The 14943-nt window shown below is 69.1% G+C and carries 16 protein-coding genes; 5 read left to right on the top strand and 11 right to left on the bottom strand.

Annotation, left to right across the window (positions count from 1 at the left end; all coding sequences use genetic code 11):
* Nucleotides 1–4: 4 nt before the first annotated feature.
* Nucleotides 5–2302, top strand: a complete 2298-nt coding sequence (locus tag ACV7NL_RS09360) for an FdhF/YdeP family oxidoreductase (RefSeq protein WP_463355497.1) — start codon at nt 5–7, stop codon at nt 2300–2302.
* Nucleotides 2299–2604: a hypothetical protein gene (locus ACV7NL_RS09355; RefSeq protein WP_056478809.1), complete on the top strand. Its 306-nt coding sequence runs from the start codon at nt 2299–2301 to the stop codon at nt 2602–2604. The genes ACV7NL_RS09360 and ACV7NL_RS09355 overlap by 4 nt, the downstream gene beginning before the upstream one ends.
* A 367-nt stretch (nt 2605–2971) precedes the next feature.
* Here the strand turns inward: ACV7NL_RS09355 and ACV7NL_RS09350 are convergent, their stop codons facing one another.
* Nucleotides 2972–4078, bottom strand: coding sequence for an alkene reductase (locus tag ACV7NL_RS09350; protein ID WP_463355496.1), 1107 nt, complete (start codon nt 4076–4078; stop codon nt 2972–2974).
* A gap of 106 nt (nt 4079–4184) precedes the next feature.
* The gene (locus tag ACV7NL_RS09345; RefSeq protein ID WP_056189874.1) at nt 4185–5069 is read right to left on the bottom strand and encodes an HpcH/HpaI aldolase/citrate lyase family protein; all 885 of its coding nucleotides are present in this window, start codon (nt 5067–5069) and stop codon (nt 4185–4187) included.
* Between the two features lie 200 nt (nt 5070–5269).
* Here ACV7NL_RS09345 and ACV7NL_RS09340 point away from each other — a divergent pair, with 200 nt between their 5' ends.
* Nucleotides 5270–5599, top strand: coding sequence for a DUF167 domain-containing protein (locus ACV7NL_RS09340; RefSeq protein ID WP_056478803.1), 330 nt, complete (start codon nt 5270–5272; stop codon nt 5597–5599).
* A gap of 13 nt (nt 5600–5612) precedes the next feature.
* Here the strand turns inward: ACV7NL_RS09340 and ACV7NL_RS09335 are convergent, their stop codons facing one another.
* The 8 genes from ACV7NL_RS09335 to ACV7NL_RS09300 all read right to left on the bottom strand — a co-directional run bounded on the left by ACV7NL_RS09335 (nt 5613) and on the right by ACV7NL_RS09300 (nt 11859).
* Nucleotides 5613–5951 (bottom strand): hypothetical protein, encoded by a 339-nt coding sequence (locus ACV7NL_RS09335; RefSeq protein ID WP_463355495.1) that lies wholly within the window; start codon nt 5949–5951, stop codon nt 5613–5615.
* A gap of 58 nt (nt 5952–6009) precedes the next feature.
* Complete coding sequence (locus tag ACV7NL_RS09330; RefSeq protein ID WP_463355494.1) at nt 6010–6381, bottom strand: tRNA-binding protein; 372 nt, start codon at nt 6379–6381, stop codon at nt 6010–6012.
* Between the two features lie 6 nt (nt 6382–6387).
* Nucleotides 6388–7212, bottom strand: coding sequence for an FTR1 family iron permease (locus ACV7NL_RS09325; protein WP_463355493.1), 825 nt, complete (start codon nt 7210–7212; stop codon nt 6388–6390).
* Between the two features lie 46 nt (nt 7213–7258).
* A complete protein-coding gene (locus tag ACV7NL_RS09320; protein WP_463355492.1) occupies nt 7259–8686 on the bottom strand; it encodes a 4Fe-4S binding protein in 1428 nt (475 codons plus the stop codon).
* 134 nt (nt 8687–8820) lie between these two features.
* Nucleotides 8821–9159, bottom strand: coding sequence for a cupredoxin domain-containing protein (locus ACV7NL_RS09315; RefSeq protein ID WP_056189854.1), 339 nt, complete (start codon nt 9157–9159; stop codon nt 8821–8823).
* A 5-nt stretch (nt 9160–9164) separates the two neighbouring features.
* A complete protein-coding gene (locus ACV7NL_RS09310; RefSeq protein WP_056478787.1) occupies nt 9165–9737 on the bottom strand; it encodes an iron transporter in 573 nt (190 codons plus the stop codon).
* Between the two features lie 197 nt (nt 9738–9934).
* The gene (locus tag ACV7NL_RS09305; RefSeq protein WP_463355491.1) at nt 9935–11308 is read right to left on the bottom strand and encodes an MATE family efflux transporter; all 1374 of its coding nucleotides are present in this window, start codon (nt 11306–11308) and stop codon (nt 9935–9937) included.
* A gap of 77 nt (nt 11309–11385) precedes the next feature.
* Nucleotides 11386–11859 (bottom strand): gamma-butyrobetaine hydroxylase family protein, encoded by a 474-nt coding sequence (locus ACV7NL_RS09300; RefSeq protein WP_247635365.1) that lies wholly within the window; start codon nt 11857–11859, stop codon nt 11386–11388.
* Nucleotides 11860–12019: 160 nt separating this feature from the next.
* On the opposite strand from ACV7NL_RS09300, the gene moaA reads away from it, so the two are divergent.
* Nucleotides 12020–13057 (top strand): GTP 3',8-cyclase MoaA, encoded by a 1038-nt coding sequence (gene moaA / locus ACV7NL_RS09295; protein ID WP_463355490.1) that lies wholly within the window; start codon nt 12020–12022, stop codon nt 13055–13057.
* 76 nt (nt 13058–13133) lie between these two features.
* Nucleotides 13134–14000, top strand: coding sequence for an NAD(P)-dependent oxidoreductase (locus ACV7NL_RS09290; RefSeq protein WP_056480059.1), 867 nt, complete (start codon nt 13134–13136; stop codon nt 13998–14000).
* Here ACV7NL_RS09290 and miaA read toward each other — a convergent pair.
* Complete coding sequence (miaA, locus tag ACV7NL_RS09285) at nt 13978–14940, bottom strand: tRNA (adenosine(37)-N6)-dimethylallyltransferase MiaA (protein ID WP_463355489.1); 963 nt, start codon at nt 14938–14940, stop codon at nt 13978–13980. The genes ACV7NL_RS09290 and miaA overlap by 23 nt on opposite strands.
* Between the last annotated feature and the right edge of the window lie 3 nt (nt 14941–14943).

The following is a 14943-nucleotide window of genomic DNA, read 5'->3' as shown; positions in this document are numbered from 1 at the left end:
CTCGATGGATCATCCGGTCGCGTCCCCCAAGCGTTCCTCCGCCGCCGGCGGATGGGGCGCGTTGAAAAGCTGCGGCAAGCATCTCCTGGGGAGCCGGGCGCCGCTCTCGGGTGCGCGGGCGATGCTCAAGGCCAACCAGCCGGACGGCTTCGACTGCCCGGGCTGCGCCTGGGGCGATCCGGAGCACGGCTCCTCCTTCGAGTTCTGCGAGAACGGCGTGAAGGCGGTCTCGTGGGAGGCCACCGACAAGCGCACCCCGCCGAAGTTCTTCGCCAAGCACACCGTGACCGAGCTGCGCGGCTGGACCGACTATGCCCTGGAGGGCGAGGGCCGCCTGACGCATCCGATGCGCTACGACGCAGCTGCCGACCGCTACGTCGTCACCACCTGGGATGCCGCTTTCGCGGAGATCGGCGCCACTCTGCGCGGCCTCGCGTCGCCGGATCAGGCCGAGTTCTACACCTCCGGCCGCGCCTCCAACGAGGCCGCCTACCTGTATCAGCTCTTCGCGCGCCATTTCGGCACCAACAACTTCCCCGACTGCTCCAACATGTGCCACGAGGCCAGCGGCATCGCCCTGCAGGCGGCGATCGGCGTCGGCAAGGGCACCGTCCTGCTCGAGGATTTCGAGAAGGCCGATGCGATCTTCGTCGTCGGTCAGAATCCCGGCACCAACCATCCCCGCATGCTCGGCGATCTGCGGCGTGCCGCCCAGCGCGGCGCCAAGGTGGTGGTGTTCAACCCCGTGCGCGAGCGCGGCCTGGAGCGCTTCGCCGATCCGCAGAACACCGTGGAGATGCTGCGCGGCGCGAGCGCGCCCGTGGCGAGCCACTATTACCAACCACGCCTCGGCGGCGACATGGCGGCCTTCCGGGGCATCGCGAAAGCCGTGCTCGCGGCCGATGACGCGGCGCTCGCCGCGGGCAAGCCGTCGCTGCTCGATCGCAGCTTTCTGCGCAACCATACCGCCGATTACGAGGCCTACCGAGCCGTCGTCGATGCCACCACCTGGGACGCGATCGAGGATCAGTCCGGTCTGTCCCGTGCCGATATCGAGGTGGCGGCCGGGGTCTACCTCGCCGCCGACAAGGTGATCTGCACCTGGGCGATGGGCGTGACCCAGCACCGGCACTCGGTGGCCACCGTCCGCGAACTCGCGAACGTCATGCTGCTGCGCGGCCATGTCGGGCGCCCCGGCACCGGCCTGTGCCCCGTGCGCGGCCATTCCAACGTGCAGGGCGACCGCACGGTGGGCATCAACGAGAAGCCACCCGCGAGCCTCCTCGACGCCCTTGAGCAGGAGTTCGGCTTCGCGGCGCCGCGCAAGCACGGCCACAACGTGCTCGCCGCCATCGGGGCGATGCTCGACGGCTCGTCGAAGGCCTTCATCGGTCTCGGTGGCAATTTCGCCCGGGCGACGCCGGACACCACCCTGGTGGCCAAGGCCCTGGCCTCGTGCGACCTCACCGTCCACATCGCCACGAAGCTCAATCACTCCCACCTCGTGCCGGGCCGCGTCGCCTACCTGCTGCCCTGCCTCGGCCGCACCGAGATCGACCGCAACTCGAAGGGCAAGACCCAGATCGTCACGGTCGAGGATTCGATGAGCATGGTCCACGGCTCGGGTGGCATCAACAAGCCGGCCTCGCCCGAACTGCGCTCGGAGATCGGCATCATCGCCGGCATGGCGGCGGCGACGGTCGGATCGGAGCGGGTCGACTGGGCGGCTCTGGCCGACGATTACGACGGCATCCGCACCCTGATCGAGCGCACGATCCCGGGCTTCACCGGCTACAACCTGCGCGTCCGGCGCCCGCGCGGCTTCATGCTGCGCAATCTGGCGGCCGAGCGGAACTTCGAGACGCCGACCGGCCGGGCCAACTTCGCCGCCCATCCGCTGCCGGAGAGCACGGAGCATCAGCAGGCGAAGCGTGATCCCGGCACCTTCGTGCTCCAGACCTTCCGCAGCCACGACCAGTACAACACCACGATCTACGGCCTCGACGACCGCTATCGCGGCGTCTACGGCGAGCGCCGGGTGGTCTTCGCCCATCCGGACGACCTCGCCGAGATCCGCGCTCTGACCGGCGACCGGGTCGACATCGTCGGCACCCATGCGGACGGCGTCACCCGTGTGGCCGAGAACTTCCGCCTCGTGCCCTTCGACATGCCGCGCGGCTCGCTCGCCGGGTACTATCCGGAACTCAACGTGCTCGTTCCGCTCTCGACCTTCGGCGCGGAGAGCGACACGCCGACCTCGAAGTCGGTCCTCGTGCGCCTGCGCGCCCCGCTGGCCGCATGAGTGAACCGCCCGCGGACGCCGAGACCTTCCTGGCGGCGACCGACTCGGTGGCCGCGCTTCAGCCCGGGCTCACGACCCTGGAGGCGGGCATCCTCGCCGGCCTCCACCTCCGGCTCGCCGACGACAGCCGCAGCTTCGCCCGGGTGTTCGGCATCGAGCACGCCCTGGTGCTACGGGCGGTCGAGACCCTGGCGAGCGATGCGGGCCTGCTGACTCTGACCGAGCGGAACGCCCGGACCCAGCGCACGCGCTACGCACTCAACGCGGCCGGCGACGCTGTGCTGGCCCACCTGCACGGTTAGGCATCTCGTTCCGAGCTGGGAAGTTCCGGCCAACGCCGCGATGTCGATCCTTTCCCGGTATGGAAGGAAATGACATTCGCTGAGGTGCGTGCCGAAAGATCAATTTTACCACCGAGTCATCCCGGGGCCGCGCAGCGGAGCCCGGGACCCAGAAACGCAGGTGGCGCAAGACGTTGCACCGTCAGCGGCTCTGGATTCCGGGCTCGCCTGCGGCGCCCCGGAATGACCCTGAGGTTCCATTTGCGATCACCTGCCCGCGTGGGAAGGGTCACGAGACAGGTGACTCCGCCAGCTTCCAAGACTGTAAGGTCCCTCAGCGAAGCCCCAACTCTTGCTCCCTCCCGGCGGGGGAGAAGAAATCGGCGGCTCAGCGCTTGATCGCCACCGGCCCGTTCATCCCCGGCCAGTCCGAGTAACCGTTGGCGCCGCCGCCGTACCAGTATGGCTTCGGGGCCTCGGCGAGGGGGGCGCCGGTTTCGAGGCGCTGCACCAGATCCGGATTGGCGATGTAGGGGCGCCCGAAGCTGAAGAGGTCGGCCCGGCCCTCCGCCAGATCCTTCTCGGCCAGCTCCAGGGTGTACTGGTTGTTGCCGATATAGGCGCCCTCGAAGCGCTTGCGGATCTGCCCAAAATCGACCGAATCCGGCACGTCGCGGGTCTGCTGCGTCACCCCCTCGATCGTGTGCACGTAGAGCAGGTCGAACGCGTTCAGGGCCTCGACATAGGCGCCGAAGGTCGCCTTCGGGTCGCTGTCGAGCGGCGTCTTGCCGGGCTCCGTGGTGGCGGGCGAGAGCCGGATGCCGACGCGATGGCCGCCGCCCCAGACCTCGGTCACCGCCTTCACCACGGCGAGCGGGAAGCGCAGGCGGTTCTCGATCGAGCCGCCATACTGGTCGGTGCGGTGGTTGGTGGAATCGCGCACGAACTGTTCGAGCAGGTAATTGTTGGCCGAGTGGATCTCGACTCCGTCGAAGCCCGCGCGCTTGGCGTTCTCGGCAGCCCGGCGGTAATCCTCGACGATGCCGGGGATCTCGTCGGTCTCCAGGGCACGCGGCGTGACGTGCGGCTGCATCCCGGATTCCGTGAAGGCCGTGCCCTCGGGCTTCAGCGCCGAGGGCGCCACGGGCAGCTGTCCGTCCGGCTGGACGTCCGGGTGCGAGATCCGGCCGGTGTGCCAGAGCTGGAGGAAGATCAGGCCGTCATTGGCATGGACCCCGGCGGTGACGGGCTTCCAGGCTTCGACCTGCGCGTCGCTCCAGATCCCCGGCGTGTAGGCGTAGCCCACTGCCTGGGGCGAGATGTTGGTGGCCTCGCTGATGATGAGGCCGGCATTGGCGCGCTGCGCATAGTAATCCACCGCGAAATCCGGCGGCACCCCCTCGGTCGAGGACCGGCTGCGGGTCAGCGGCGCCATCACGACGCGGTTCTTGAGCGTCAGATCGCCAAGGGTGAAGGGTTGGAGGATCGGGCTCATGCGGTCGGCTCTGTCCTGGATGGAGCGGGCGCGCGGTGGCGCCCGGTTTCAGCCGGGACAAGCACCGACGCCCGAGGGTGTTCCGCCATGCCGCCGCACGAGGCTGTCAGTAGCCCTTGGCGGCAATCGCCTCGCGCCAGTTCACCGCGCGGCGGGCCATGCTGATATGCTGGCGCTCGTACATTCGGCCCTCGATCTTGATGGCGCCGCGCTTGGCGTTCTCCGCCTTCTCGAAGGCCTCGATCACCAGCCGGGCGCGGCGGACCTCCTCGTCCGAGGGGGCGAAGCAGGTGTTGGCCGGCTCGAGCTGGTTGGGGTGGATTAGGGTCTTGCCGTCGAAGCCGAGGTCGCGGGCCTGCTGGCACTCGGCCCGGCAGCCATCCACGTCCTCGATGTCGTTCCACACGCCGTCGAGGATGGTCAGCCCCTCGGAGCGGGCGGCCGCCAGGGTGAACATCATCCAGGGCAGCATCGGCACCCGGCCGGGCACGAGCTGCGCCCAGGTGTCCTTGGCCAGATCGTTCGTGCCGAGCACGAAGCAGGTCAGCCGAGTGCGCCGGTCGCGCTGCGCCTTGGCGATCTCCTGGATATTCAGAATCGCCGCCGGGGTCTCGATCATCGCCCAGACGGCGATGCTCTCATGGGCGTCGAGGGCTTCGAGATGATTGGCGATGCTCTCCAGCACCGCCGGCGAGGACACCTTCGGCATCAGGATCGCGTCGGGCCGCGCCTCGATGGCGGCCTTGAGGTCGGCTTCGCCCCAGGGCGTCTGCGGCGCGTTCACCCGGATGATGATCTCGCGCGTGCCGTAGCCGCCGCCCTTCACCGCCGCGCAGACCTGCTCGCGCGCCAGATCCTTGGCGTCCGGCGCCACCGCATCCTCCAGGTCGAGGATCAGCGAATCGGCGGACAGGGTCTTGGCCTTATCGAGCGCCCTCTGGTTCGAACCGGGCATATAGAGCACGCTGCGGCGCAGGCGGAGGTCGGACATCGGGGCTTCCTGTGGTTTTCCCGGAAGCTTAGTGCAGCACGCCGGCCAGGACACCCCGGGACGGCCGGATTAGCGTGGCATTCCACCGAATTTGTTGCAGCGCACCGCGCGATCACCGAGGGATGTCCGGCTCCGGGCGAGACGAGACAAGTCGAGACCGAGACATGGATAGACCGGATACGATCCCGCATCGGTGACGGATGGACGAGCCCTATCAACAGATCCCCGAGGGTCTCCGCCTCGCCGTACGGCTGACCCCGCGGGCGAGCCGCGAGGGATTGGACGGTCTGGTGGCGGATGCGGAGGGGCGGATCGCCCTGCAGCTCCGAGTAGCGGCGCCGCCGGTGGAGGGCGCGGCCAACGCGGCGCTGATCGCGTATCTGGCCAAGACCCTGAAGCTCCGTCGATCCGACATCCGGATCGCCTCCGGCGAAACTGCCCGCCTCAAGATCGTCGTCCTCTCCGGCGACGGACCGTCCCTCGCCGCCCGGCTGGCCGACTGGACGCATGGAACCCCCCTGCGTCGCTAGGAGCCGGAGCCCGTCAGTGACGAAGCGGGGCCGTGAGGCTGAAGATCACCGTATAGTCCGGGTTCTCGACCACCGGATCCTCGGGCGAAAGCTGGTACGAACCGGGATCGGCCGGCTCGATGGCCTCCAGGATCGGCACCATCGTGAACGACGCGGCGCCGTCGAAGGGCTGGATCGTGATTCCGGCCTCGGCATCCACCGTCTCGACCCGACCGAAGACCTGCTGGCGGCGGATCAAGGTTCCATCGTGGTCGAGATAGGTGACGCCGACGAACAGCGTGGCGCCGACCAGTTCGGCGGCGAACCCGTCGTCCCACTCGATGCCGGATTCGTCGTGGTCGCGGTCGCTCATCGGACAGGGATGGCGAAAAACCGCGCTCCGGGCAAGCGGCCCTCCGGTCGCTTTGTCCTCAGAACAGGCGGCTGCCGTCCGGCACCGGCTGATCGGGGCGGAACAGCACCACGGCACCGTCGGCATCGGCGAAACCGAGGGTCAGCACCTCCGACAGGAACCTGCCGATCTGGCGGGGCGGAAAGTTCACCACCGCCGCAACCTGCCGGCCGGGCAGATCCTCGGCCCGGTAATGCTCGGTGATCTGGGCGCTCGAGCGCTTCCGACCGATCACCGGCCCGAAATCGATGACGAGCTTGAGGGCGGGCTTGCGCGCCTCCGGGAACGGCTCGGCCGAGACGACCGTCCCGACGCGGATGTCGACCGCCAGGAAGGCGTCGAAACCGATGGCCGGGCTGGCCGGCGCGTCGGGGGCGTGGCTGACGTGCATCGGCGGTCAGGCGGTGCGGAGCTGGCGGCGCTTGCCGGCAGAGGACACCTGCATCAGCGCGACCATGACCAGGATGGTGCCGAGATAGACCAGCACCTGCATGGCGCTCGGCCGGTCGGTGTAGCCGACCAGGGCGTGGAGCACGCGGCCGACCATGCTGTCCTCGCGCAGGACAGAGGAGGTGTTCCACAGCGGCCGGTCGAGCACGTTGATCAGGCCCGCATTGGTGAGGAACTGCGCGGCCTGGGCGGCGAGCCCGGCGGCGAGCAGGACGATGAGGCCGCTCGTCACCGAGAAGACGTAGCGGGTCGGGATCGCCGCGAGGCCGAAATAGCTCACCGCGGAGGTGGCGGCGCCGACCGCGACGCCGGCCAAGGCGCCGAACTGGATGTCGGGCCCGGAGGTGCCGGAGGCGACGAGTCCGTAGAGGAACAGCACGAGTTCGGCGCCCTCGCGCAGGATGGCGGCGCCGACCACCAGGGCGAGGCCGGCGGCGGTGCTCTGACCGGTGCGGACCGCCTCGCCGGCCGCGCGCAGCTCGCCGGCCAGTTCGCGCCCGTGCTTGGCCATCCAGGTGTTGTGCCAGATCAGCATCAGCACGGCGACGATGAGCACGGCGGCGTTCAGGATTTCCTGGCCGGCGCCCTCGAAGGCATCGGAGATCCTTTCGGCGAACAGGGCCACCAGGGCCGCGCCCGCGAGGCCGCCGACCACGCCGAGGCCGATCCAGCGGCCGCGCCCGGCGATGCCGCGCGTCGCCGCGAGCACGATGCCGATGATGAGGCCCGCCTCGATGACTTCGCGGAAGGCGATGACGAAGGCTCCGATCATGCGGAGGATTCCTTATGTATTGGCACGCGCGACCGAACCGGTCGCCCTACCAGATCCAGAACAGCAGCGCCCAGCCGTAGACCGAGAGCGAGCAGGCCGCCGCGATGCCGAGGGTCGCGCCGAGGCGGCGCAGCCCCCCGGCCGAGAGGCCCGCCACCGACCAAGCGAGCCAGACGCTCCACAGGCTGGTGCCCAGGAGGAGCGCGGCCCTCATTTCCGAGACGTAGGGAATGTGGATGCCGTCGCCGCGCAGGAACGTCACCGTCAGGGCCGAGAGGCCGAGGAAGACGCCGCAGCCCGCCACCGGGATCAGCGTCTGGGTGAGATGGTGGAAGCGACGCAGGGACCAGCCGCCGAGCGACAGGGTCGCGAGCCCGACCAGGGCCGAGAGCGAGACGCCCAGCACGACCGCGGCGGCGGCGATGTAGCCCAGCAGCAGCCCGCCATCGAGCAGGCTGAGCACGTCGTTGTGTTCGGGGTAGTTGGTCAGGATGAACCAGGGCAGCGTGGTCTCGAGGGGCCAGGTGACGCCGTGCTCGATCAACCAGGTGGCGAGCGCTTGCTTGGCGTCGATGTACCAGGGGCTCGACGACCACTGGAAGGCGCCGACCGCGAGGCCCATCATGCCGAACAGGATCAGCACGGTCTGGTCCAGGCTCGGCTCGGAGCCGGCCACGTGGACGATCTCGTGGGTGGGCGAGCGCCGCGCGAGGCGCACGGCGCCGCGATAGCCGGAGCAGCGCCCGCACATATGGCAGGCGCCGGCGCCGTTCATGGTCTTCACCGGCACCAGGGGCGCGCAGTTGAAGCTCTCGCTTTTCTGATTCGGGGATGATTTCGGTTTCGGCGAGGTGGCCCAGGCGGCGTGGTCGACCTGGAAGCTCACCGGCGCCAGCTTGGCCAGCACCGCGAAGACCCCGTTGACGGGACAGAGATAGCGGCACCAAACTCGCTTGTTGCGGCCGTAGAGCAGCCCGACGACGATCGCCGCCACGGTGGAGCCGCCGAGCACCGCCAGCACCGGCTTCGGATAGCCGTAGACGCTGACCATCTGGCCGTAGACCGTGGTCCCGGCGAAGGCCACGAAGGGCCAGCCGCCCCAGGTGATCCAGCGCGGCACGGCGCGCCCCAGGCTCCAGCGACTGACGAACTCCGTCAGAGCGCCCTCGGGGCAGAGAATGCCGCACCAGGCCCGTCCGACCACCACCATGCTGACCAGCACGAAGGGCCACCAGATGCCCCAGAAGGCGAATTGGGCGAAGACCGTGAGATTGTTCCAGAGATGGGCGCTGCGATCGGGCAGCGGCAGGAAGGCCGGCACGGCGACCAGCACGAGGTAGACCGCCACCACGCCCCACTGGATGGTGCGGATGGTGCCGCCATGGCGCTGCAGCCACTGCCCGAGATCGGCGAGCTTCGCGTCGATCCAGGCATCTCGGGCGTCGCGCGGCGTGAGGGAAGTCGAGGCCGCCATTCCGGTTCGATTCACCAGGGGTTCTGTGCCGGGGTCGGAGTTCGCCGGGGTCGGAGTTCGCCGGGATTAGAGTTCAACGTCGAAGCGGCCCCCGGAGGCTCACTTCGTCACGCGCTTCAGGGGGGTGGAGCGATTCACTTCGCCACCAGGGTCGCTTTCGCGTTCGGGTGGAAGTCGTCGAACACGTCGTAGGTGCCGGGATCGACGGTGCGGAACACGATGGACGAGGTCGCCCCCGCCGCCAGCGCCTTCTCGCGCTTCAGTTCCAGGCTCTCGAACTCCACCGGACTGGTACCCGTGTTGGTGATCTCGAGCTTGAAACGGGTGTTGGCCGGAACCTCGATGACGTTCGGGGTGATGGCCCCATCCTTCATTTCGACCTTGATGACCGGCAGATCCTCGGCCCGCGCCGGGGCGGTGGCGAGGAGGCCGGCCGCGAGGGCTGCGAAAAGGGTTCGGTGCAGAACGGCCATGGGGCTCAATAGGCTCCCTTCTTGCCGATTCCCGCGAAGGTGAAATCCTGAATCAGGTCGAACGGCTTGAACCATTCGGCGACGCCGGTCTCCTTGTCGACGTGGCGACCGAAATGGCTGTTGGCGCCGGGCGGGGCCACGGTCAGCTTCAGGCGGTAGCGCCCGGGGCCGGACAGCTTGACGTTGTCGCCGTAATGCGGGCCGTCATTGGCGACCATCGGCATCAGCGAACCGGCGACCTTCGGCCCGGTGGCGGCCTCGCCCTCGAGCTTGGTGATCTCGAAATTCACCACCAGGGCGGGGACCCAGTCACCCTCGGCGAAGCCGTTGCGGTTGTCCTTGGCGGCATGGATGTCCGCCTCCAGGTGGATGTCGGACTGCGCGGCGGCGCGCATCATGTCCGGCGGGTCCATCTCGATCGGCTGCAGGTAGACGGCGCCGACCTCGATCCCGTTCTGGGTCACGTGGGGACCGATCGGCGTCTCCTTCGCCTCGGCGCGCCCGCTGAACGCGGCGCCTCCGACAATCAGGGTGGCGGCCAAGGTGGCGGGGAGAAGGGAGGAAAGAATCTTGCGCATCGTGGCTAGCGCGTAGACCAGCGAACATAACAAGCAAAGAGGCTTTTTCGTCACGTTCCTTAATCAGAACCATTCCAAACTGAGGCAGAGCATGAACAGGCAAGTAGATCGATGATGATCCGACAGTTCATACCCGCTTCGTATGTGTCCAAAGCCTATCCGTACGAAGGGAATTCAACCCGCATCGCGAAATGGTGTCAGGCCGGCGTGAAATCCGACACGCGTTTATCCAGAAGCATCGCGTCGCGCCCGGCGAAGGTCCGGCGCACCAGTCCAGGATAGGCCAGCGCCTGGCTGATCCCGCGCCCGGCCAGGAGAATCAGGAACGAGAGCCACAGCCCGCCATTGCCGAGGCCGGCCGCGTGGGCGGTCAACAGGGCGACTCCGTAGAGCGCGCTCGCTGCGAGCATCAGGTTGCGCATGGCCCGCGTCCAGGTGGCGCCGATATAGATGCCGTCGAAGGCGAAGGGCACGGCCGCCATCAGGGGCGCCAGGGCCGCCGGCAGCAGGTAGAGCCGGGCCATGGCCCGCACCTCCGGGCTGGTGGTCACCGCGTCGATGAAGAGGTTGCCGGCCAGAAGAAAGCCGACCGCGATGGCGCCACCGAAGGCTAGGCACCAGAGCAGGCTCAAGGCGGCGGCGCGGCGAAACCGAGCCTCGTCCCGGGCGCCCACGGCCTGCCCGCACAGGGTCTCGGCGGCGGTGGCGAACCCGTCGAGAAAGAAGCCGCCGATCATGAAGAGATTCCACAGAACGGCGTTGGCGGCGAGCACCACGTCGCCCGAGCGTGCGCCGAGCGCGGAGAACAGGGTGATGCAGCCGACCAGCAGCAGGGTCCGGATCATCACGTCGGCATTGACGCTGAGCATCCGGGCCAGCGCCAGGGGATCGCGCACCACCCGGAACGGCACCGCGAAGGGGCGCGAGCCGAGCCGGGCCAGCAGGATCAGGCCGAGACCCGCGCCGGCCGCCTCGGCGATCAGGGTGGCGAGCCCGGCCCCGGCCACGCTCATGTCCGCCCCAAGGACGAACGCCAGGGTGAGCGCGATGTTGGTGAGATTGATGGCGACCTGCAGCATCAGGCCGAGATCGGTCCGCCCGCGCCCCAGCACCGAGCCGAGAATGGCATAGTTCGCGAGGGTGAAGGGCGCGGCGAAGATGCGGATGTGGAAGTAGGCCGACAGGCCGGCGATCACCGCCGGGCTGGCGCCGCTGAGGGAGAAGGCGGCCCGGCCGATCGGACCCTGCAGCGCCACGATCGCCAGGCCGACGAGCACGGCCGCCGCCAGGGCGCGGGCCAGCGTACGGTCCACCTCGGCCGAATCGCGGGCGCCCACCGCCTGCGCGGTCAGCCCGGCGGTGGCCATGCGCAGCGAGCCGAACGACCAGAAGATCGCGTCGAAGATCACGGCGCCCAGCGCCATCGCCCCGAGGAGCGCCGCGTCGCCCAGCCGGCCGATCACGGTGGCGCCGACGAAGCCGAGCAGCGGCGTCGTGACGTTGGCGAGCGTCATCGGAAGCGCGAGCGCGAGGACGCGCCGGCTCGTCGCCGGCTGGGTCGAGGGCGTCATGCGGAGGGCGTCATGCGGAGGGCGTCATCGGACGGCTTTCGGGGTCGGCTTTCGGGATCGGGGCGCGGATCATGCGGTCAGTGGCAACCGCAGCCGCTGCCGCAGCTTCCGCTCCCCTCGCTCGGGGGCGTGGCCGGCTTCGGCGCCCGGCGCACGGGTTCGCGGCTGAGGCCCCGGTCCTGCAATTCGGACAGGTAGGTCGCCCAGCGGTTCCGGTACTCGCGCCCGAGATCGTAGAGGTAGCCCCAGCCGAACAGGCCGGTATCGTGCATGTCGTCGAAGGTCAGCTTCACCGCGTAGTTGCCGATGGGCTCGACCTTAAGGATCGCCACGTCCTGCTTGCCGCCGATGACCTTGCGCTCGGAGGGCGAGTGCCCCTGGACCTCGGCCGACGGGCTCGACACCCGCAGGTACTCCGCCGGCAGGGCGAAGCGACCGCCATCCTCGAAGGCGACGTTCAGGGTGCGCTTGTCGCCCGAGAGGCGGATCTCGGTCGGCCAGCGCTCGGGAGCGGCCGGGGCCGCATGCGGGTCGACAGCCTGTTGATTCATGGTCGCATCCTTCCGCCGGGTCGCCCGACTGCCTTGCACGGGTGCTGCGCCCCGCGCAAACTTGCCCCTGGCCGTACGAACCCTCATATGTCTCGTCATGTTAGGATCGTCACGCGACCGCGCCAACGTTTCCGCACCCCAACAGAGCACAGAATCCCGCATGTGGGGTCCCCGCGCCACCGACGATGCCGCTCCGATCGTGCCAGCGCCGCTGATCGACCCGTTTCAACGGGCGATTACCTACCTGCGGATTTCGGTGACCGACCGCTGCGATCTGCGTTGCGTCTACTGCATGTCCGACGACATGCAGTTTCTGCCGAAGCGCGACCTGCTGTCTCTGGAAGAACTGGACCGGCTTTGCGCCGTGTTCATCCAGCGCGGCGTCAGAAAGTTGCGTATCACCGGCGGCGAACCGCTGGTGCGCCGCGACATCATGCATCTGTTCCGGCGCCTGTCCCGCCATCTCGATACGGGCGCCCTCGAAGAGCTGACGATGACGACGAACGGCACCCAACTCGGCCGCTTCGCACCGGAGCTGGCCGATCTCGGCGTGCGCCGCGTCAACGTCTCCCTCGATACCCTCGACCCCGAGAAATTCCGCGCGGTGACCCGCCGGGGCGACCTCAAGGTGGTGCTCGACGGCATCGAGACGGCCCGCAAGGCCGGCATCAAGGTCAAGATCAACGCCGTGGCGCTGAAGGGCGTCAACGAGGACGAGATCGCCGACATGATCGCCTGGGCCCATGGCGACGGCATGGACATGACCCTCATCGAGGTCATGCCGCTCGGCGAGATCGAGGGCGACCGCACCGACCAGTTCCTGCCTCTTTCAGTGGCGCGCGCCCGGCTCGAACAGCGCTACACCATGACGCCCCTGCCCGACCGCACCGGCGGCCCGGCCCGCTATGTCCGCATCGCCGAGACCGGCGGTCGCCTCGGCTTCATCACGCCGCTGACCCATAATTTCTGCGAGAGCTGCAATCGCGTCCGCCTCACCTGCACCGGCAAGCTCTATATGTGCCTCGGCCAGGAGGACGCGGCGGATCTGCGCGCGGCCCTGCGCGCTTCCCCCGACGACGCCCTGGTGACCCAGGCGGTGATCGACGCCATCGCGCGCAAGCCCAAGGGCCACGACTTCGTCATCGAGCGGGCGCGCCCGGCCGCCGTGCCGCGCCACATGAGCGTCACCGGCGGATAAGCGTTCGCGAACGTTTGACGCTCGCCAGCATCGCTCCTAGACCCCGATCGTATTCAGGATACAAACGGGGATGATGATGGCGAAGGTCGCGTTTCTGGGGCTCGGCGTGATGGGCGGCCCGATGGCCCGCCACCTCGCCGCCAAGGGCCACGAGGTCACGGTCTACAACCGCACCACCGCCAAGGCCGAGGCCTGGGTCGCCGCGCAGGGCGGCGCCTTCGCCGCCACCCCGCGCGAGGCCGCCAAGGGCCAGGCCATCGTGTTCGCCTGCGTCGGCAACGACGCCGATCTGCGCAGCGTCACCCTCGGCGACGATGGCGCCTTCGCCGGCATGGAGCCGGGCGCGATCTTCGTCGACCACACCACCGCCTCGGCCGAGGTCGCCCGCGAACTCGCCGATGCCGCCAAGACCGCCGGCCTCGGCTTCATCGATGCGCCCGTCTCGGGCGGACAGGCCGGGGCCGAGAACGCGGCGCTCACCGTGATGTGCGGCGGCGAGCCTGAGACCTACGCGAAGGTCGAATCCGCGATCCTGTGCTTTGCCCGCGCCAGCCGCCTGATGGGTCCGTCGGGCTCCGGCCAGCTCACCAAGATGGTCAACCAGATCGCCATCGCGGGCCTCGTCCAGGGCCTGTCCGAGGCGGTGCACTTCGCCAAGCGGGCGGACCTCGATGTCGAGGCCGTGCTGGAGGTCATCTCGAAAGGCGCCGCCGGCTCCTGGCAGATGGAGAACCGCGGCAAGACCATGAACGCGGGCACGTTCGATTTCGGCTTCGCCGTGGACTGGATGCGCAAGGACCTCGGCATCCTGCTCGCCGAAGCCCGCCGCAACGGCGCGCAATTGCCCGTCACCGCCCTGGTCGACCAGTTCTACGCCGACGTACAGGCCATGGGGGGCAATCGCTGGGACACTTCGTCCCTCATCGCACGCCTGGAGACGTGAGCAGCGCCCGCGCCCGCCCGAGGGCCTCCTCGGGTGGGGTCCAGAGCCAGTCGGCCCCCATCTGGTGGCGGAACCAGGTGAACTGCCGCTTGGCATAGCGCCGGGTGTCGCCCTGCCCGCGCCGGATCGCCTCCTCACGGGTCAGCGCGCCGTCGAGATGGGCGATCAGGCCCGGCACGCCGTGGGCGCGCATGATCGGCAGCATCGGGTCGAGGCGGCGGTCGCGCAGGGCCGCGACCTCGTCGAGCGCCCCCCCGGCGATCATCGCCTCGAACCGCCTATCGATGGCTCGCCGCAGGGTCTCGCGCTCGGGCGCCAGGAACAGCTTGAGCAGGGGCAGGCCGGCGAGCGGTCCGGGTTGGCGTGCCCCGTGAAAATCGGCGATGGGCCGGCCGGTGGCCGCGAACACCTCCAGGGCGCGCATCACCCGCGCCCGGTCGCTGGGGCGAAGCCCGGCCGCGCCGCCCGGGTCGCAGAGCGCGAGTTCGGCATGCAGGTCTTCGGTCGCCCGTCCCTCGGCCCGGGCGCGCACCGCCGACCGGACCGCATCCGGCACCGGAGGCAGCTCGGATAGCCCCTCCTCCAGCGCCCGGAAGTACAGGCCGGTGCCGCCGACGAAGACCGGCAGGCGGCCCTCGCCGCGCAGCGATTTGATCAGCGGCTCGGCCTCGCGGGCGAAGTGTCCGGCCGAGTAATTCACCGCTCCGTCGACGTGGCCGTACAGCCGGTGCGGGGCCAGCGCTTCCTCCTCCGCGCTCGGGCGGGCGGACAGACGGCGCAGATCGGCATAGACCTGCATCGAGTCGGTGTTGATCACCACCCCGTCGAGATCGCGCGCGAGCGCCAGCGCCAGGCCCGACTTGCCCGAGGCGGTCGGCCCTGCGATGAGGATCGCCGCCGGCAGAACCTGCGCGTGTGGGCGTTGTAGGACCGGCGACACTGG

Source organism: Methylobacterium sp. Ger2507 (assembly GCF_055231875.1).
This window is presented reverse-complemented; position numbering and strand designations above follow the sequence as displayed.

Excerpts from the sequence above, each read along its gene's own strand:
- ACV7NL_RS09360 (WP_463355497.1), top strand. The coding sequence starts at position 5 with ATGGATCATCCGGTCGCGTCCCCCAAGCGTTCCTCCGCCGCCGGCGGA.
- ACV7NL_RS09355 (WP_056478809.1), top strand. The coding sequence starts at position 2,299 with ATGAGTGAACCGCCCGCGGACGCCGAGACCTTCCTGGCGGCGACCGAC.
- ACV7NL_RS09350 (WP_463355496.1), bottom strand. The coding sequence starts at position 4,078 with ATGAGCCCGATCCTCCAACCCTTCACCCTTGGCGATCTGACGCTCAAG.
- ACV7NL_RS09345 (WP_056189874.1), bottom strand. The coding sequence starts at position 5,069 with ATGTCCGACCTCCGCCTGCGCCGCAGCGTGCTCTATATGCCCGGTTCG.
- ACV7NL_RS09340 (WP_056478803.1), top strand. The coding sequence starts at position 5,270 with ATGGACGAGCCCTATCAACAGATCCCCGAGGGTCTCCGCCTCGCCGTA.
- ACV7NL_RS09335 (WP_463355495.1), bottom strand. The coding sequence starts at position 5,951 with ATGAGCGACCGCGACCACGACGAATCCGGCATCGAGTGGGACGACGGG.
- ACV7NL_RS09330 (WP_463355494.1), bottom strand. The coding sequence starts at position 6,381 with ATGCACGTCAGCCACGCCCCCGACGCGCCGGCCAGCCCGGCCATCGGT.
- ACV7NL_RS09325 (WP_463355493.1), bottom strand. The coding sequence starts at position 7,212 with ATGATCGGAGCCTTCGTCATCGCCTTCCGCGAAGTCATCGAGGCGGGC.
- ACV7NL_RS09320 (WP_463355492.1), bottom strand. The coding sequence starts at position 8,686 with ATGGCGGCCTCGACTTCCCTCACGCCGCGCGACGCCCGAGATGCCTGG.
- ACV7NL_RS09315 (WP_056189854.1), bottom strand. The coding sequence starts at position 9,159 with ATGGCCGTTCTGCACCGAACCCTTTTCGCAGCCCTCGCGGCCGGCCTC.
- ACV7NL_RS09310 (WP_056478787.1), bottom strand. The coding sequence starts at position 9,737 with ATGCGCAAGATTCTTTCCTCCCTTCTCCCCGCCACCTTGGCCGCCACC.
- ACV7NL_RS09305 (WP_463355491.1), bottom strand. The coding sequence starts at position 11,308 with ATGACGCCCTCGACCCAGCCGGCGACGAGCCGGCGCGTCCTCGCGCTC.
- ACV7NL_RS09300 (WP_247635365.1), bottom strand. The coding sequence starts at position 11,859 with ATGAATCAACAGGCTGTCGACCCGCATGCGGCCCCGGCCGCTCCCGAG.
- moaA (WP_463355490.1), top strand. The coding sequence starts at position 12,020 with ATGTGGGGTCCCCGCGCCACCGACGATGCCGCTCCGATCGTGCCAGCG.
- ACV7NL_RS09290 (WP_056480059.1), top strand. The coding sequence starts at position 13,134 with ATGGCGAAGGTCGCGTTTCTGGGGCTCGGCGTGATGGGCGGCCCGATG.